The sequence below is a fragment of the Pseudoclavibacter sp. AY1F1 genome (genome assembly GCF_002931075.1).
Taxonomy (GTDB): domain Bacteria; phylum Actinomycetota; class Actinomycetes; order Actinomycetales; family Microbacteriaceae; genus Pseudoclavibacter.
The window spans coordinates 236,042-253,175 of sequence record NZ_PSTQ01000004.1 but is presented as its reverse complement, the minus strand read 5'-3'; the positions used below and the strand labels follow the sequence as shown (position 1 = coordinate 253,175).

Below are 17,134 nucleotides of genomic sequence, written 5' to 3'. Positions count from 1 at the left end.
TGAGCGCAAGTCGTACCCGCCTCGCGATGGAGAGCGCAAGTCGTACGCCCCGCGTGACGATAACCGTGGCGAGCGCAAGTCGTACCCGCCTCGCGATGGAGAGCGCAAGTCGTACGCCCCGCGTGACGATAACCGTGGCGAGCGCAAGTCGTACCCGCCTCGCGATGGTGAGCGGAAGAGCTACGCCCCGCGTGATGACAGCCGCGGTGAGCGTAAGTCCTACCCGCCTCGTGAGGGCGAGCGGAAGTCCTACGCCCCGCGTGATGACAGCCGCGGTGAGCGTAAGTCGTACCCGCCTCGTGACGGCGAGCGGAAGTCCTACGCGCCCCGCGATGACAGCCGTGGCGAGCGCAAGTCGTACCCGCCCCGCGATGGCGAGCGTCGCCCCTACAACTCGCGTGACGACCGCGGCGACAACCGTGGAGAGCGTAAGTCCTACCCGCCTCGTGACGGCGAGCGGAAGAGCTACGCCCCGCGTGATGACAACCGCGGTGAGCGGAAGTCCTACCCGCCTCGTGACGGTGAGCGGAAGTCCTACGCCCCGCGTGACGACAGCCGCGGCGAGCGCAAGTCGTACCCGCCCCGCGACGGCGAGCGCCGTTCATCCGGACCTCGCAGCGACAGCCGCGGTGGACGCGACGACCGCGGACAGGACCGCCGTGGCAGCTTCGGCGGACGTGGCGGCCCAGCGCCGGAACGCCCGGAGCTGACGGAGGAGGAGCTGCTTGCACGCGAGCTTCGCCCCGTTCGCGCCGAGCACATCGACCCGCTCGTTCCGGACGAGGTCAGCGAGTCGGACCTGCCGAAGGGGGCGCGCAACGAGCTCAAGACGCTTGAGGCGACAAACCAGGAATTCGTCGCGCGGCACCTTGTGATGGCGTCCGTCCTCATCGAGAGCGACCCCGAGCTGGCGCACCAGCATGCCGTCTCTGCTGCCCGCCGCGGAGGGCGTATCGCCATGGTCCGCGAGACTCTCGCGATTACGGCCTACACGATCGGCGACTACGCACTTGCACTGCGCGAGCTTCGCACCTACCGCCGGATCAGCGGCAAGGAAGACCAGCTGGCGCTCATGATCGACAGCGAGCGTGGCCTCGGCCGACCGGACCGTGCTCTCGAGCTCGGCCGTGCCGCCGACCGCACGGGCCTCGGGCCGGCAGAACTCGTCCAGGTCGCGATCGCCATGTCTGGTGCGCGCCTCGACCAGGGCTCGCCGGACCTTGCCCTTGCCGAGCTCGAGATCCCGCAGCTCGACCCCAAGCGTGCGTACTCTTACAGCCCCGCGCTCTTCGGCGCCTACGCGACCGTGCTCGAAGAGCTCGGGCGCGACGCCGAGGCTGAGCGCTGGACTACCCTCGCGACGCGTGCCCAGGACGCCCTCGATGCCGTCAAGCACGACGAGCACGAGACGATCGAGGTCATCACCGAAGGTGAGTTCCCGCCCCTTGAGGAAGAAGAGCTCGAAGACGAGGCCCCGACCGATGACGCCTCGACGGACGGCTCAGTGACGGATGAGTCAGTGACAGATGACTCTGCGGCAGAGGAGGCCGAGCACGGGTCCGACGAGCCCGACACCCTCACCGCGCCTGCCGTCGAGGAGTACTCGAGCGACGATGACGACCTCGAAGCGGAAGTCGACGAGCTCCTCGCTGCGACCGCGGACTCAGCACCTGCCGTGATCGTTGAAACCGAAACTGCTGACCTCGGGGAGACCGCCGCGGTGCTCGACGACGCACTCGTCGCAGAAGTCGAGGCAGAAGCGGACGAGATCGTCGCTGAAGCTGAAGCCGTCGATGACGTCGAAGCTGAAGCGGAAACGATCGTCGCAGACGCCGAGGCTGCTGAAGAGGCCGAGGAAGTCCAGGAAGAAGCCGACGCGATCGTTGCGGCGGCGGAGGACGAGGCTGAGACCGACGAGGCTGAAGCGAAGGACGAGGCTGCGACCGACGAGGCTGAAGCGAAGGACGAGGCTGAAGCGAAGGACGAGGACGAGGACGAGGACGAAGACAAGCGCAAGGGCGACGAGCCCGAACCGCTCTTCGACCTGTGATCGGAGGCGGGGCGGCGGATGCACTCCGTCGCCCCGCGCCTGCGTCCACGGCCACTCGGCGGCGGGCACGACGCGGGGAGCGCACGACCACGCCGTAGAACCACGCTGCCGAATGAAGTTGCCGAACCAGGATGAGCATCGATCGCGGACAGTCGGCGAGCTCAGAGAGACGAGAGATCCAGATGGCCTTGTTCAAGAAGAGCACCGGAACCGGACCTGCCCCGCTCGACGGCGTCGACGTGGTGCTGGCCGATCTCGACGGAGTCGTGTATCGCGGGCCGAATCCGGTTCCCCACGCGGTCGAGAGCTTGAACGCACTTGCCCCCGCTGGTATCCGCTCTGGCTACATCACGAACAACGCCTCTCGGACGGACGAGCAGGTCGCCCAGCACCTGCGCGACCTCGGGCTCTCCCTGACCGCTGAGGACGTCGTGACGAGCCCGCAGGCCGCGGTGCGGCTGCTCGCGACGAAGGTGGAGCCCGGCGCGCTGATCCTCGTGGTCGGGGGCGACGGACTCGTCGACGAGCTCACGAAGGGCGGCTTCCGCGTCACGCGATCCGCTGACGACGAGCCTGAGGCCGTCATCCAGGGCTTCGCGCCGCACGTCGGGTGGGAACACCTCGCCGAGGCGTCGTTTGCGCTCGCCCGCGACATCCCATGGGTCGCGACGAACCAGGACTGGACGATCCCGGTCGCTCGCGGTCTCGCACCAGGCAACGGAACCCTTGTCTCTGCAGTTCACACCGCGGTGCAGAAGCTGCCGTTGGTGGCAGGCAAGCCGGAAAAGGCGATCTTCGAAGAGGCCGTGCGCCGCTTCGACGCCAAGAAGGCGCTCTTCATCGGCGACCGCCTCGACACGGACATCAAGGGAGCCGACAGCGCGGGCATGGCGTCTGCGTTTGTGCTCACCGGCGTCGACCGTCCCAAGCAGCTCATCGCGGCGCCCCCTGGCCAGCGCCCCGACTTCATCCTGACGGACCTGCGTGAGCTCTCGCAGCCCTACCCGAAGGTCGTCACCGAGCGGCCGCAGCCTGAGCACGCCGTCGCGCGCGTCGGCGACGCCCAGGTGACGGTGCGCGGAATCGACGTCATCGTCGACCGTGCCGGCACATCGCCCATCAACCTCCTGCGGGCCGGCTGCGCGGCCGTTGCTGCCTCGGAGAAGCTCATCTACGCACTCCGAGTGCCGGAGGTACTGTACTCGGAGCTCGCATCGTGAGCTCCGACGTCGAGACCCGCCGCGACGAGTCGGGACTGACTTCAGAGCTTGAGCGCATTGTGGCCCTCCCGGTCTCGGAGCGGGCGGCCGCGTTCTCTCAGGTGCACCAACAGCTCGGGCAGCTCCTCGAGAGCACACCCGTCGAGCTCTTCGACGGAGAAGACGCGTGAACGCGTCGGTTGAACGCGTCGGCGACGGTCAGCTCGCACGCCTCGACACCGAGCTGACTCGCCGCGGCCTGGCCCGCAGTCGCACGGCTGCCGCACGCCTCATCGAGTCCGGCCTCGTGTCGGTCAACGGCGTCCCATCTACCAAGACCGGTCTTCGAGTTGCGGAGTCCGATCAGCTGTTGGTCGCCGGGGGAGACGACTTCGTCTCTCGTGCCGCGCACAAGCTTGTCGCGGGGCTCGATGCGGCCCCGGGCCTGAACCCGGCGGGACGAGCCGCGCTCGACGTCGGCGCATCCACGGGCGGGTTCACGCAGGTGCTGCTCGCGCGCGGTGCCAGGCACGTGATCGCCCTGGACGTCGGGCACGACCAGCTCGCGCCCTCTGTGCGCGACGACGACCGCGTCACGAACCTCGAGGGCGTCAACGCGCGTTTCATCGATGCCAGCCAGCTCGACGAGCTGCTCGACGTCGCGGAATCGCCCCTGCGCTCCGCGGACATCGATCTTGTTGTCGGCGATCTCTCGTTCATCTCTCTCACCAAGGTGATCGCCCCCATCATGGCGATGGCGCCGGGTATCACCGACGCCGTGCTGCTCATCAAACCCCAGTTCGAAGTTGGCAGGACCGGCGTCAAGGGCGGAATCGTGCACGACCGCAAGCTCGTCGCGCCCGCACTCGAACGAGTGCTCGTCGAAGCGGCGAGCTGCGGCCTTGAGCTTGTCTCGCTGCGTCCGTCGCCGATTGTCGGAACCCACGGAAACTCAGAATTCGTTGCGGTCTTCCGCACGTCGACAGGCTCGAGTCCAGCGGATGCTGACAGACTCGAGACTCTGCGACGAGCCATCGTCGAAGCGGAGGACCTGGAGGCAGATCGATGAGCGGGAACTCGAAGCGGCGCATCCTCGTCGTCAGCCACGTGGCGCGCGAGGAGGCCATCGAAGCTGCCATGACTGTGCTGCAGTTGCTCGATGATGCCGAGGTTACCCCCGTGCTCGAACCCGCGACTTACCGCGAGCTGATCCGCCTCGACCGCAACCGGGTGCCGCGAACGACGGTGACGCTCGGCGAGCAGCTCGCGGCCGACGAGGTCGAGATCGCGATCGTGCTCGGGGGAGACGGAACGATCCTTCGCGCCGCCGAGCTGGTGCGCGACGCCGGAGTTCCCATCCTTGGCGTCAACCTCGGTCACGTCGGGTTCCTCGCTGAGAGCGAGCGCGACTCTCTCGCTGACACGGTCGGGCGGGCGCTCGACCGCGACTACGAGGTCGAGGAGCGTATGACGCTCGACGTCCGCGTCACACTCGGCGGTGAGACGGTCTACGAGACGTGGGCCCTCAACGACGCCTCGATCGAGAAGGCCAGCAGGGAGCGGATGCTCGAGCTGGTTCTCGAGGTCGACGGCCAGCCGCTCCTGAGCTTCGGCGCAGATGGCGCGATCTTCTCGACGCCGACGGGATCCACCGCCTACTCGTTCTCCGCGGGAGGCCCCATCGTCTGGCCGACCGTGGAAGCCCTGCTGCTTGTCCCGATCAGCGCACACGCCCTCTTCGCAAGGCCCATCGTCGTCGGGCCGAGCTCGACGCTCGCCGTGGAGATCGTCCCTCGGACGGGGACGCCCGGCGTGCTGTGGTGCGATGGGCGCCGCACCTTCGACCTCACCGCCGGCTCCCGCGTGACGGCGACCAGGGGGGCCGCCGCGATTCGCCTCGCACGCCTCCACAGCGCGCCGTTCAGTAAACGACTTGTCGAAAAGTTCCAACTCCCGACTTCAGGATGGCGAGGACCCGCACGCGCATGATTCTTGACATCGACATCTCCGGCCTCGGCGTCATCGAACGTGCCGAGCTCCCTCTCGGACCAGGCTTCACCGCGATCACGGGTGAGACGGGCGCCGGGAAGACCATGATCGTGACGGCACTCGGGCTCCTGCGCGGCGGACGCGCGTCTGCGGACGCCGTGCGCTCCGGTGCAAGCAAGGCGGTTGTCGAGGGCCGCTGGCAGCTCGACGCCGAGAGCCCAGCGGCTCGGCTCGCCGCTGACGCGGGCGCTGAGCTCGACGAGAACGACGAGCTGCTCGTCGCCCGCCAGGTGAGCGCGGAAGGTCGCAGTCGGGCATGGCTCGGTGGGCGTGGGGTTCCCGCGTCCATCCTCGCGGACCTCGGAGAGCGACTCGTCGTTGTGCACGGCCAGAGCGACCAGTGGCGGCTCCGCAGCGAGGGCGCTCAGCGGGCGGCTCTGGATGCGTTCGGCGGTGCCGAGCTTCGCAGCGCACGCGCCGAGGTTCGCCAAGCTCACGTCCGCCGCGGCGAGCTCCGATCCGAGCTGCAGACCCTGAGCGACGCTGAGGCGGAGCGCGAGCTCGAAGCCGCACGCCTGCGGCGAGCGCTTGCCGACATCGAGCCGGCCGAGCCCCAGGCAGGGGAGGATGTGTCGCTCTTGGCGCGCATCGAACGGCTCTCGAACCTCGAAGCCCTTCGACGCGACGTGGGCCAGGCCCACGAGCTGCTCGCGGGCGACAGCTCGGTCGGGTTCGGCGGCCAGGGCGGCGCGAGCTCCACCGAGCTGGTGTCGCAGGTGCGCGCCCTCATCGACAGTGCGACCTCGAGCGACCCGGCCCTTGGCGAGCTCGGGCAGGCAGCAGCAGACATTTCGTTCGCGATCGACGAGCTCGGGCTTCGCCTCGCGAGCTACCTCGACGGCCTCGAATCCGAGGGAACTGGCGAGCTGGCGCAGCTCAACGAGCGGCTGACGCTGCTCACGAGCCTCACCAGGACCTACGGGCCGACCCTGGACGACGTCATCGAGCTCGGCTCGCAGGCCGGCATGCAGCTGCTCGAGCTCGAGAACGACACGACACGCATCCAGGAGCTCGAGTCGCAGATCGCCGAGGCCGAGGAGAAACTCGCCTCCGCCGCTTCTCGCCTCACCGGGCTCCGTACGGCGACCGCGGCCGTGCTCGAGGATCGTGTGACGCACGAACTCCACGCGCTGGCCATGCCGGCCGCGCAGCTCACCGTGGACCTCTCACCACTCGACGAGGTTGCCGCCCACGGCGGCGACAGGGTCGCGTTCATGCTCCGCCCTCACCCGGGCACCCAAGCGACCCCGCTCGGCAAGGGGGCATCCGGTGGCGAGCTCTCGCGCGTCATGCTGGCTCTTGAAGTTGTGCTCGCCGACGTGAGCTCGGTGCCGACGCTCGTCTTCGACGAGGTCGACGCCGGTGTCGGAGGCTCTGCCGCCATCGAGATCGGCCGCCGCCTACAGCGGCTCTCCGCGAACGCGCAGGTCATCGTCGTCACCCACCTGGCGCAGGTCGCGGCCTTCTCGGACAACCACATCAGCATCGAGAAATCGAGTGACGGGCAGTTCACGACCTCCAGCATCCGCCAGATTCGGGGGGCTGATCGCACGCAGGAGATCGCCAGGCTGCTGTCGGGGCTCTCCGAGAGCGAGACGGGCAACGCGCACGCTGAGGAGCTGTTGGAGCTCGCCGCGGCGAATCGCGGAGCGCTTGAGGCTGTCAGACACGACCAGGGCGCAGACGGATCGCGGTCCGTCGTCTAATATGGAATTCCGTGACTAGCGCAGATATCCCAGTTGCGGGAAACGACCAGGCCGTTGTCAAGCAGATCTATGTGACCGGGGGCGTCGTCTCCTCGCTCGGCAAGGGCTTGACCGCTGCCAGCTTGGGCAACCTTCTCAGGGCCCGAGGCTTGCGCGTGGTCATGCAGAAGCTCGACCCGTACTTGAACGTCGACCCTGGCACGATGAACCCGTTCCAGCACGGTGAGGTGTTCGTCACCAACGACGGTGCGGAGACCGACCTCGACATCGGGCACTACGAGCGCTTCCTCGACGTTGACCTCGCCCAGTCGGCGAACGTCACGACGGGCCAGATCTACTCGAGCGTCATCGCCCAGGAGCGTCGCGGCGAGTACCTCGGCGACACCGTGCAGGTCATCCCGCACATCACCGACGAGATCAAGCGACGGATGCGTCTGCAGGCCAGCGAAGAGCCTCGCCCCGACGTCATCATCACCGAGGTCGGCGGAACGATCGGCGACATCGAGTCCCAGCCGTTCATCGAGTCAGCCCGCCAGCTGCGCCACGAGCTCGGCCGCGACAACGTCTTCTTCGTGCACGTCTCGCTCGTGCCGTTCATGGGCGCTTCCGGCGAGCAGAAGACCAAGCCCACGCAGCACTCGGTCGCGGCCCTCCGATCCGCGGGCATCCAGCCCGACGCGCTTGTCCTGCGGAGCGACCGCCCGGTCACGGAGAGCAACAAGCGCAAGATCGCGCTCATGTGCGACGTCCCCGAGCGCGCGGTCGTCAACACCATCGACCTGCCTTCGATCTACGACATCCCTCGGGTGCTGCGCGAGCAGGGTCTCGACGAGTACATCATCGAGCAGCTCAAACTGCCGGCCGAGCCCATCGAGTGGAGCGCGTGGGAGCGACTCCTCGAAGTTGTGCATCACCCCAAGCATCAGATCACGGTCGGCCTCGTCGGTAAGTACATCGATCTGCCTGACGCCTACTTGTCGGTCACGGAGGCCCTGCGTGCTGGCGGATTCGCGAACCAGACACGGGTCAAGCTGCGCTGGATCCCCTCTGACGAGTGCGAGACCCACGAGGGTGCCGCCGCTCAGCTGAGCGACGTCGACGCGATCTGCGTGCCTGGTGGATTCGGCATCCGCGGCATCGAGGGCAAACTCGGCGCGCTGCGCTTCGCCCGCGACAACGGCATCCCGACGCTTGGCCTGTGCCTCGGCATGCAGTGCATGGTCATCGAGTACGCCCGCAACATCGTCGGCATCACGGACGCGAGCTCGTCAGAGTTCGACCCGGAGACGCCAAACCCCGTCATCGCGACGATGGCCGAGCAGGTCGACATCATCGAGACCGGCGACATGGGCGGTACCATGCGCCTCGGCTCCTACCCGGCTGCTCTCGACGAGGGGTCGATCATTGCCGAGCTCTACGGCTCGACGCTGGTCGAAGAGCGCCACCGTCACCGCTACGAGGTCAACAACGCGTACCGCGAGCAGATCTCGGACGCCGGGCTCCACTTCTCGGGCCTCTCCCCGGACGGCACGCTCGTCGAGTACGTCGAGCTGCCGCGCGAGGTCCACCCGTTCTACGTGGCGACCCAGGCGCATCCAGAGCTGAAGTCGCGCCCGAACAGCGCGCACCCGCTCTTCTCCGGCCTCGTCGCCGCCGGCCTCGAGCGTCAGCGCTCCGGCCGCCTCGTCGACGTCGAGGAGAACGTGCAGGACGTCGAGACCGTGCAGGCCGTGCAGGCCGCGGAGCAGGGCCAGCAGTGACCGACGTCGCTGGAACGGGCCCGTTCGCCGATGAGGTTGCGGAGGACACGGTGCTCGAATCGAGCGTCGTGTTCCGCGGCGCCGTCTGGGACATCGTCCGCGAGCGGTTCCGGTTCGGCGACGAGGACCTGACGCGCGAGTTCATGTCGCACACTGGCGCGGTCGCCGTGCTTGTGTTCGACGACGCCGACCGCATTCTGTTCATCCGTCAATACCGTCACCCCGTCGGGCGCCGCGATTGGGAGCTGCCAGCAGGCCTCCTCGATGCGCCAGGGGAGGACCCGCTCGACGCGGCGAAGCGCGAGCTGGCCGAAGAGGTCGACCTCGTCGCCGAGCGCTGGGACGTGCTGCTCGACCAGTACACGTCGCCGGGCGGAAGCAGCGAGAACGTGCGCGTCTACCTGGCCCGCGCGGTCTCCGAGACTCCCGAGGCGTTCGCGCGCACGGGAGAAGAGGCCGAGCTGGAGCAGCGCTGGGTTGCGCTTGCTGACGCGCTCGACGCGGTGCTCGATGGCTCGGTGCAGAATCCCTTTGTCATCTCGGGCGTCATGGCCCTGCACCTGGCGAAGGAGCGCGGCTGGTCGACGCTGCGGCCAGCGCAGGCAGATTGGCCGACCCGCTCGCCGGGTCGCCCGAAGTAGCAGCCGGCGCGCGATGGCTGCCGATCCGGGCGGGGCGAAGACGGATGCTGCCCTGCTCGACACGTACCTCAGGCACCTGACGATCGAGCGCGGGCTGTCGAGCAACAGCCTCGGCGCGTACCGACGCGACCTCGGCAAGTACCTCCACTGGCTCGAGGCCAGTGGCCGGGGAAGGGTGTCGGAAGCGACGCCTGAGGACGTCTCAGCGTTTCTCGCGCAGCTTCGCGACGGCGAGGGCCTTGCGGCATCCTCCGTCTCCAGGGCACTGTCGTCCGTGCGAGGTCTCCACCGCTTCCTGCTCGACGAGGGTGTGCTGGAGGCGGACTCGACTGCGCGCGTGCGCGCGCCGAAGCTGCAGTCGAGGCTCCCGAAGGCGCTCAGCGTCGCGGAGGTCGAGCGTCTCCTGCTGGCGGCCGACGGCGAGACCCTCGAGGCTATGAGGGATACCGCGCTTGTCGAGCTCCTCTACGCGAGTGGCGCTCGCATCTCGGAGCTTGTGGACCTCAACGTCGACGATTTGATCGAGCCTGGCATTCTGCGGGTCAGAGGCAAGGGCAACAAGCAGCGCATCGTCCCGGTCGGCAGCTTCGCCCAGCGAGCGCTCGACCGCTACCTCGTGCGGGCCCGTCGGGAGCTGTCGACGCGGGGGAGCGCAACGCCTGCGCTCTTCCTCGGCACGCGAGGCGCGCGCCTCTCAAGGCAGAGCGCCTTCAACCTGCTGGATGCGATCGCGACCAGGGCGGACCTCGCCGGGCGGGTCTCGCCCCACACCCTGCGGCACTCCTTCGCGACGCACCTGCTCGAGGGTGGGGCCGACGTACGAGTTGTCCAGGAGCTGCTTGGGCACGCCTCGGTGTCGACGACGCAGATCTACACGCTCGTGACGGCCGACACCTTGCGCGACGTGTACGCGACGAGCCATCCGCGCGCCAACCTCGGCTGAGGCCGAGCCGGGGATAGGATGCAGAGGTCATGAGCGAAGAGACGATCGAATCCACGCCCCGCAGCGCAAGCGCGGTGTCGACGCGACTCTACAACCACTTCGATGTGCCGGATGAGCTGGAGAGCCACGGCCCCGCACGCATCATCTCGATGTGCAACCAGAAGGGTGGCGTCGGGAAGACCACGACGAGCATCAACCTCGGCGCGTCTCTCGCGCTCTACGGTCGCCGCGTGCTCGCCGTTGACTTCGACCCGCAGGGTGCGCTCAGCGCCGGCCTCGGCATCCGCACGTACGACGTTCCGACCGTCTACGACCTGCTCATCGGCACCGTCAAGGACCCGCACGAGGTCATCCAGGCCACCGCGTTCCCGGGCCTCGACGTCATGCCCGCCAACATCGACCTCTCCGCCGCCGAAGTGCACCTCGTCACCGAGGTGGCGCGTGAGCAGATCCTCGCGAGCGTGCTGCGCAAGGTCTCGAGCGAGTACGACGTCATCATCGTCGACTGCCAGCCGTCGCTTGGCCTCCTCACCGTCAACGCCCTCACGGCGAGCCACGGCGTTGTCATCCCGCTCGAGTGCGAGTACTTCGCGCTGCGAGGTGTCGCCCTCCTCGTGGAGACGGTCGACAAGGTGCGCGACCGGTTGAACCCGTCGCTCGAACTCGACGGCATCCTGCCCACGATGTACGACGGCCGCACGCTGCACTCCCGTGAGGTCCTTGACCGCGTCTACGAGGCGTTCGGCGACAGGGTCTTCGACACGGTCATCGGCCGCACGGTGAAGTTCCCCGACGCGTCCGTCGCCGGGGTTCCGATCGTCAGGTTCGCGCCAGAGCACACGGCGTCGAAGGCTTACCACCAGCTCGCGCGCGAGTTGATCGAACGTGGCGCCGTCGCCTAGCGCCCTGATCACACGGGGGAACTCAGGTGCGCGCGGCCGTTCAGCGGAAGCCGAGATCGAGGAGGCGCCTGACGCCGACTTCCGGGTCTCGCTGAGCAACTTCGAGGGCCCGTTCGATCTGCTGCTGACGCTCATCTCGAAGCACGAGATGGACATCACCGAGGTGTCACTGAGCCGGGTCACGAGCGAGTTCATCGGGTATCTGAACGACCTGTCGACGCCGGAGGAGCTCGATCGCGCCAGCGAGTTCATCGTCGTCGCGGCCACGCTGCTCGATATGAAGATCGTCAGCCTGCTGCCGCAGGGTGAGTACGTGGATGCGGAGGACGTGGCGATCCTCGAGGCGAGGGACCTGCTCTTCGCGCGCCTCCTGCAGTACAAGGCCTTCAAGGAGGTCTCCACCTGGTTCGCGGCCGCACTGGGCGTCGAGGGGCAGCGCACGACCCGCGCCGTGCCACTCGAGCCGAAGTTCAGGGAGCGTATCCCCGAACTCGTCTGGACTCTATCGGCCGCCGACTTCGCCGCACTCGCGACGCTCGCCCTCGCGCCCCGCGAGACCCCGACCGTCGGGCTCACGCACCTGCACGCCCCTAAGGTGAGCATCCGCGAGCAGGCGAGGATTCTCGTCGCCCTGCTCCAGGACGGCGAGCCTCGCACGTTCCGGGAGCTCGTCGCCGACGCCAGCGTCCGCGGTGTTGTCATCGCCCGCTTCCTCGCGCTCCTCGAGCTGTACCGGAGGGCCGCGCTCAGCTTCGAGCAGGCGACCCCACTCGGCGAGCTGACCGTGACGTGGGATGCGGACGAGTGGGACGCGGCCCAGCTCGCGAGCCTCGGGGACGACGATGACTGATCCGCAGCAGCCTGCGCCAAGCGGCAACGTCGACGGTGAGCCGGGCGTCGACCTCGACCGCGCGGTCGAGGCGATCCTGTTCGTCGCCGACGAGCCGCTCTCCCTCGTGACCATCGCTGGGGCTGTGAGCCGCCCGGTCTCCGACGTGCGCGCATCCGTCGGCCGACTCGTCGCCGACTACAACGGCGACCTCGGCGCTCCTGAGCGCGGCTTCGAGCTGCGCGAGGTCGGCGGAGGGTGGCGGCTCTACGTCCGCGAGAACCTCGACGACATCGTCGCTGACTTCGTCCTCACTCGTCAGCCGTCGAAGCTGTCGCAGGCCGCGCTCGAGACGCTCGCCGTCATCGCGTACCGCCAGCCCATCACTCGTTCGCAGGTAGCGCAGGTGCGCGCTGTGAACGTCGACTCGGTGGTGCGTACTCTGGTAGCACGTGGCCTCATCGCAGAAGACGGCCACGACGAAGTGACCGGGGCCATTCGCTACGTCACGACCCAGGCACTTCTTGTGCACCTGGGCCTCAACTCGCTCGACGAGTTGCCAAAGATTTCACCTCTGCTCGACGAAGGACAGGACGGATTCCATGAGTGACCAGCGAGGGCGCGCATCGCGCCGCGGCGACAACGACCGCACGGCCGACGAGGCCGCGGCACTCCGCCAGGCGGCGCAGGCGCGACCGGAGGGCGGCTACTCGATGGACGACTTCGACGACATCCCGCTCTCGGGGAGCGAGGCCGAACCGGCTCCTGAGCGCAACGACGGTGTCCGGCTGCAGAAGGCCCTCGCCGCGGCAGGCGTCGCGTCGCGTCGCGTGTGCGAGCAGTACATCACGCAGGGCCGCATCGAGGTCAACGGGGTCGTCGTGACCGAGCTCGGCAGCCGCATCTTCCCGGACCGCGACGAGGTCGCCGTCGACGGCACGCCCATCCAGCTCGATCCGAGCAAGCGCTACGTCGTCCTGAACAAGCCAGTCGGTGTCGTCTCGTCGATGCACGATGAAGAGGGACGCGCCGACCTGCACGAGTTCGCTCGCGAGTTCGACGAGCGCGTCTACAACGTCGGCAGGCTCGACATCGACACGAGCGGGCTCTTGGTCCTCACGAATGACGGAGAGCTTGCCCACGTGCTCGCCCACCCGTCCTTCGGAGTCGAGAAGACCTACATCGCGCGCGTCGAGGGGCGGGTCTCGACCAAGGCCCTGCAGCGTCTCCGCCAGGGCTTCGAGCTCGAGGACGGCTTCATCAAGGCCGACAGCGCCAGGCTTCTGGCCGACCAGCCGAGCCGTACGGCCTCCCTCGTCGAGATCGTGCTGCACTCCGGCCGCAACCGAATCGTGCGGCGCATGCTCGAGGAAGTCGGGCACCCCGTCACAGCGCTCGTGCGCCGCAGCTTCGGCCCGCTGAACCTCGGCACCCTGCGGGAGGGCGAGATGCGGGAGTTCACTACACTGGAGCTCGGCCGCATCCTGAAGCTCGCCCGGCGAGCCGGGGAGCAGCGTGACAGCGGCGCCCCCACGCAGGCAGCTGCCCCAGCGCGAGAGCCGAAGCAGGGCCGAGGCCCCAGGCAGGCTCCTCCAGCCAAATCGAAAGGTCGTCGATGACGCCAACTCGAACCAACTCCCCGGTACGGGTGGTCGGTGCCGGGCTGCTCGGAACCAGTGTGGGGCACGCCCTGCGCAGGCTCGGCGTCGACGTCCAGCTCGACGACATCTCGCCGTCCGTGCTCCGGCTCGCCGTCGACTACGGTGCTGGCACCCTCGCCTCCGATGCGACTGGGCAAGAATCACCCAGAATCGTGGTCGTCTGCGTGCCTCCTGACGTGACCGGGCAGGTCGTCGCGGCAGAGCTCGAGCGCTGGCCGGACGCGATCGTCACCGACGTCGCGAGCGTCAAGTCCGCACCCCTCACCGACCTCATCTCCCGCGGCGCCGACATCAGCCGCTACCTGGGCTCGCACCCCATGGCGGGCCGCGAGACGGGCGGCCCGCTGGCGGGGCGCGCAGACCTCTTCGTCGGCCGACCCTGGGTCATCGCGCACCACGACCAGACGAGCGTGTTCGCGCTCCAGGAGATCGAGGGCCTCGCGCTCGACCTGGGCGCGACCCCCGTCAGCATGACGGCAGAAGACCACGACCGAGCCGTCGCGCTCGTGTCGCACGTGCCCCAACTGGTGTCGACCTTGCTCGCCTCGCGACTCGTCGACGACGAAGACGGAGCCACGGCGCTCGCGGGCCAGGGCCTGCGCGACCTCACTCGCATCGCCTCCAGCGATCCCGTGCTGTGGACGCAGATCCTGACGGCGAACGCCGGCCCGACGGCGGCAGTCCTGCGCAAACTCCAGTTCGACCTCGACAAGGTGGCAGGCGCGCTCGAGCGGAGCCAGGAAGTCGGTTCCGGGCGCATCATCGCCGAGCAGCTCGCGACGGGCAACGCCGGGGTCGCGCGGTTGCCTGGCAAGCACGGCTCTTCGCGGCGCGAGTTCGACTCGGTCACCGTCATGATCGACGACAAACCGGGGCAGCTCGCGAAGCTCATGGGCGACGTCGGCGACGCCCAGGTCAACGTCGAGGACTTCCGCATGGAACACGCGCAGGCCTCGAACATCGGACTCGTCGTCATCTCCGTCGTGCCATCGGCCACAGCAAAGCTCGTCGACGAGCTCGAGCAGCGTGGATGGAGGATCGCCGCATGAGCACCACCACCAAGGTGGCTCCGGCAGCACCGCACGATCGCTCGCCGATGGTCGTCGCCGTCGACGGGCCGGCAGGTTCCGGCAAGTCGAGCGTCTGCCGCGAGAGCGCCAGGCGCCTGGGCTTCGGCTACCTCGACACGGGCGCCGCGTATCGCGCGCTCACCTGGTTCGCCATTGACAGCGGATGCAACCTCGACGACGCCGCGGCCGTCGCGGCCCTGCTCCCGAGCTTCGTCGAGCGGTACAGCATCTCGCAGAGCCCGGACGAGCGCTGGGTGCGCGTCGGCGCGACCGACGTCTCCGAGTTCATCCGCGACACCGCCATCTCCGGTGAGGTCTGGCGCGTGTCTCGCGTGCCAGCTGCCCGTGAGGCCCTCACCGCGCTCTTCAGGGGCACGATGGCGGCCACCACGAGCCCGGGCATCATCGCGGAGGGCAGGGACATCACGACGGTCGTGGCGGCGGATGCCCCCGCGCGCATTCTCATGACCGCGGACGAGGCCGTGCGCATCGCGCGCAGGGCCGGCGAGAAGGCCGACGAAGCGGTCGCTGCGGTTGCCGCGTCCGTCTCAGCGCGCGATGCCCGCGATGCCAAAGTCACCAACTTCACCGAGGCCGCCGACGGCGTCACGGTGCTCGACACGACGACGCTCGACTTCGAGCAGTCGGTCGAGGAATTCTTGCGGATCGTCGCCTCGGCGACACCCGGTCCGCAGCAGACGACAGCACCGTCGCTGGCAGCCGCCCCAAGCGCTGTCAGACACGACAACACGAAGGAGTCACGATGACTGACGACCAAGGACGGAACGACGAGGCCACCGAGGCTTCTGAGGAGTTCGAACCAGCAGGCGGCGAGCAGCTCGTCGCGCGCCTCGAGGAGCTCGACGAGACGGTTGTGGAGAAGCGCACCCAGGCGCTGCGCCAGAGCCTCGACGACTACGAGCTCGAGGAAGATGACCTCGAGGTGCTGCTCGGCGCCTCGGAAGACGGCGACGCCATCACGTACCTGCCAGCACTTCCCGTGCTCGCGGTCGTCGGCCGCCCGAACGTCGGGAAGAGCGCGCTGGTCAACCGCATCATCGGCCGCCGCGAGGCCGTTGTCGAGGACACCCCCGGTGTCACGCGCGACCGAGTCTCGTACAAGGCCGAGTGGAACAACCGCTGGTACACGATCGTCGACACCGGCGGCTGGGAGCCGGATGCCAAGGGCATCGACCTCTCGGTCGCTCAGCAGGCGGAGATCGCCGTCGACCTCGCCGACGCTGTCCTCTTCGTCGTCGACGCGAACGTCGGCCCGACGGCCACCGACGAGCACGTCGTGAAGCTGCTCCGCAAGACGGACCGCCCCGTCATCCTCGTCGCGAACAAGGTCGACGACGCGGTGCAGGAACCGAACGCAGCTCAGCTGTGGAGCCTCGGCCTCGGCGAGCCGTGGCCCGTCTCGGCCGTGCACGGTCGTGGCGTCGCGGACCTCCTCGACAAGGTCATCGAGATCCTTCCCGAGGTGTCCAAGGTTGCGAAGGAGGAGATCGGCGGACCTCGCCGCGTCGCCATCCTGGGACGCCCGAACGTCGGCAAGTCGAGCCTCCTCAACAAGGCGGCAGGCGAGGAGCGAGTTGTCGTCAACTCCCTCGCAGGGACGACCCGCGACCCGGTCGACGAGCAGGTCGAGCTCGGCGGCAAGATCTGGCGCTTCGTCGACACGGCCGGCATCCGTCGTCGTGTGCACCTGCAGCAGGGCGCAGACTTCTACGCATCGCTTCGTACGACCGCGGCGCTCGAGAAGGCCGAGGTCGCCGTGGTTGTTCTCGACGTGACCGAGGCCGTCAACGTGCAGGACCTGCGCATCATCGACCTTGTCCTCGAGTCGGGTCGCGCGCTTGTGCTCGCCTTCAACAAGTGGGACATGCTCGACGACGAACGCCGCTGGCAGCTCGAGCGCGAGGTCGAGCGAGACCTCGCCCACGTCGCTTGGGCACCACGCGTCAACATCTCCGCGAAGACGGGCCGCCACCTCGAGAAGCTCGTGCCCGCGCTCGAGCTGTCCCTCGACTCGTGGGACACCCGCATCCCGACGGGTAAGTTCAACGCCTTCCTCGCCGAGCTCACGGCGGAGTTCCCACACCCCCTGCGTGGTGGCAAGCAGCCCCGCATCCTGTTCGGCACGCAGGCGCAGACGCGCCCGCCGACATTTGTGCTCTTCACGACCGGCTTCCTGGACCCGGGCTACCGCCGCTTCATTCAGCGTCGACTTCGTGAGGTGTACGGCTTCGAGGGGTCGCCGATCATCACGAACATGCGCGTCCGCGAGAAGCGCGCCAAGCGCAGCTGATCGAGTTCATGTG

Annotated in this window: 16 protein-coding genes; all 16 read left to right on the top strand. The window is 68.3% G+C overall.

Translation table 11 applies throughout. The features are described from left to right. Positions 1-2,050: hypothetical protein (locus tag C5B85_RS19175; RefSeq protein WP_181064366.1), on the top strand; the 2,050-nt coding region annotated here is incomplete at its 5' end. Positions 2,051-2,232: 182 nt separating this feature from the next. Next, a complete protein-coding gene (locus tag C5B85_RS09460) occupies positions 2,233-3,270 on the top strand; it encodes an HAD-IIA family hydrolase (RefSeq protein WP_104285796.1) in 1,038 nt (345 codons plus the stop codon). Beyond that, positions 3,267-3,440 carry a hypothetical protein gene (locus C5B85_RS19170; RefSeq protein ID WP_181064365.1) on the top strand — a complete coding sequence of 58 codons (174 nt, stop codon included), beginning with the start codon at positions 3,267-3,269 and terminating at the stop codon, positions 3,438-3,440. Before C5B85_RS09460 ends, C5B85_RS19170 begins: the two co-directional genes overlap by 4 nt. Further along, positions 3,437-4,318, top strand: a complete 882-nt coding sequence (locus C5B85_RS09455; RefSeq protein ID WP_104285766.1) for a TlyA family RNA methyltransferase — start codon at positions 3,437-3,439, stop codon at positions 4,316-4,318. Before C5B85_RS19170 ends, C5B85_RS09455 begins: the two co-directional genes overlap by 4 nt. Further along, complete coding sequence (locus C5B85_RS09450; protein ID WP_104285765.1) at positions 4,315-5,238, top strand: NAD kinase; 924 nt, start codon at positions 4,315-4,317, stop codon at positions 5,236-5,238. The genes C5B85_RS09455 and C5B85_RS09450 overlap by 4 nt, the downstream gene beginning before the upstream one ends. Beyond that, positions 5,235-7,004, top strand: a complete 1,770-nt coding sequence (gene recN, locus C5B85_RS09445; RefSeq protein ID WP_104285795.1) for a DNA repair protein RecN — start codon at positions 5,235-5,237, stop codon at positions 7,002-7,004. Before C5B85_RS09450 ends, recN begins: the two co-directional genes overlap by 4 nt. Before the next feature lie 11 nt (positions 7,005-7,015). Next, positions 7,016-8,764 (top strand): CTP synthase, encoded by a 1,749-nt coding sequence (locus tag C5B85_RS09440; RefSeq protein WP_258070692.1) that lies wholly within the window; start codon positions 7,016-7,018, stop codon positions 8,762-8,764. After that, positions 8,761-9,405: an NUDIX hydrolase gene (locus C5B85_RS09435; protein ID WP_104285764.1), complete on the top strand. Its 645-nt coding sequence runs from the start codon at positions 8,761-8,763 to the stop codon at positions 9,403-9,405. The genes C5B85_RS09440 and C5B85_RS09435 overlap by 4 nt, the downstream gene beginning before the upstream one ends. Before the next feature lie 13 nt (positions 9,406-9,418). Continuing rightward, on the top strand, positions 9,419-10,348 hold the full coding sequence (gene xerD / locus C5B85_RS09430; protein WP_104285763.1) for a site-specific tyrosine recombinase XerD: 930 nt from the start codon (positions 9,419-9,421) through the stop codon (positions 10,346-10,348). 29 nt (positions 10,349-10,377) lie between these two features. Further along, on the top strand, positions 10,378-11,250 hold the full coding sequence (locus C5B85_RS09425; RefSeq protein ID WP_104285762.1) for a ParA family protein: 873 nt from the start codon (positions 10,378-10,380) through the stop codon (positions 11,248-11,250). Further along, complete coding sequence (locus C5B85_RS09420; protein ID WP_374953090.1) at positions 11,234-12,100, top strand: segregation and condensation protein A; 867 nt, start codon at positions 11,234-11,236, stop codon at positions 12,098-12,100. The genes C5B85_RS09425 and C5B85_RS09420 overlap by 17 nt, the downstream gene beginning before the upstream one ends. Further along, positions 12,093-12,689: an SMC-Scp complex subunit ScpB gene (gene scpB, locus C5B85_RS09415; RefSeq protein WP_104285761.1), complete on the top strand. Its 597-nt coding sequence runs from the start codon at positions 12,093-12,095 to the stop codon at positions 12,687-12,689. The genes C5B85_RS09420 and scpB overlap by 8 nt, the downstream gene beginning before the upstream one ends. A gap of 103 nt (positions 12,690-12,792) precedes the next feature. Then, a complete protein-coding gene (locus tag C5B85_RS09410) occupies positions 12,793-13,698 on the top strand; it encodes a pseudouridine synthase (RefSeq protein ID WP_104285792.1) in 906 nt (301 codons plus the stop codon). Then, on the top strand, positions 13,695-14,789 hold the full coding sequence (locus C5B85_RS09405) for a prephenate dehydrogenase (protein WP_104285760.1): 1,095 nt from the start codon (positions 13,695-13,697) through the stop codon (positions 14,787-14,789). The genes C5B85_RS09410 and C5B85_RS09405 overlap by 4 nt, the downstream gene beginning before the upstream one ends. Then, positions 14,786-15,577: a (d)CMP kinase gene (gene cmk, locus C5B85_RS09400; RefSeq protein WP_104285791.1), complete on the top strand. Its 792-nt coding sequence runs from the start codon at positions 14,786-14,788 to the stop codon at positions 15,575-15,577. The genes C5B85_RS09405 and cmk overlap by 4 nt, the downstream gene beginning before the upstream one ends. Further along, positions 15,574-17,121, top strand: a complete 1,548-nt coding sequence (gene der / locus C5B85_RS09395; RefSeq protein WP_104285759.1) for a ribosome biogenesis GTPase Der — start codon at positions 15,574-15,576, stop codon at positions 17,119-17,121. Before cmk ends, der begins: the two co-directional genes overlap by 4 nt. Positions 17,122-17,134: the final 13 nt, after the last annotated feature.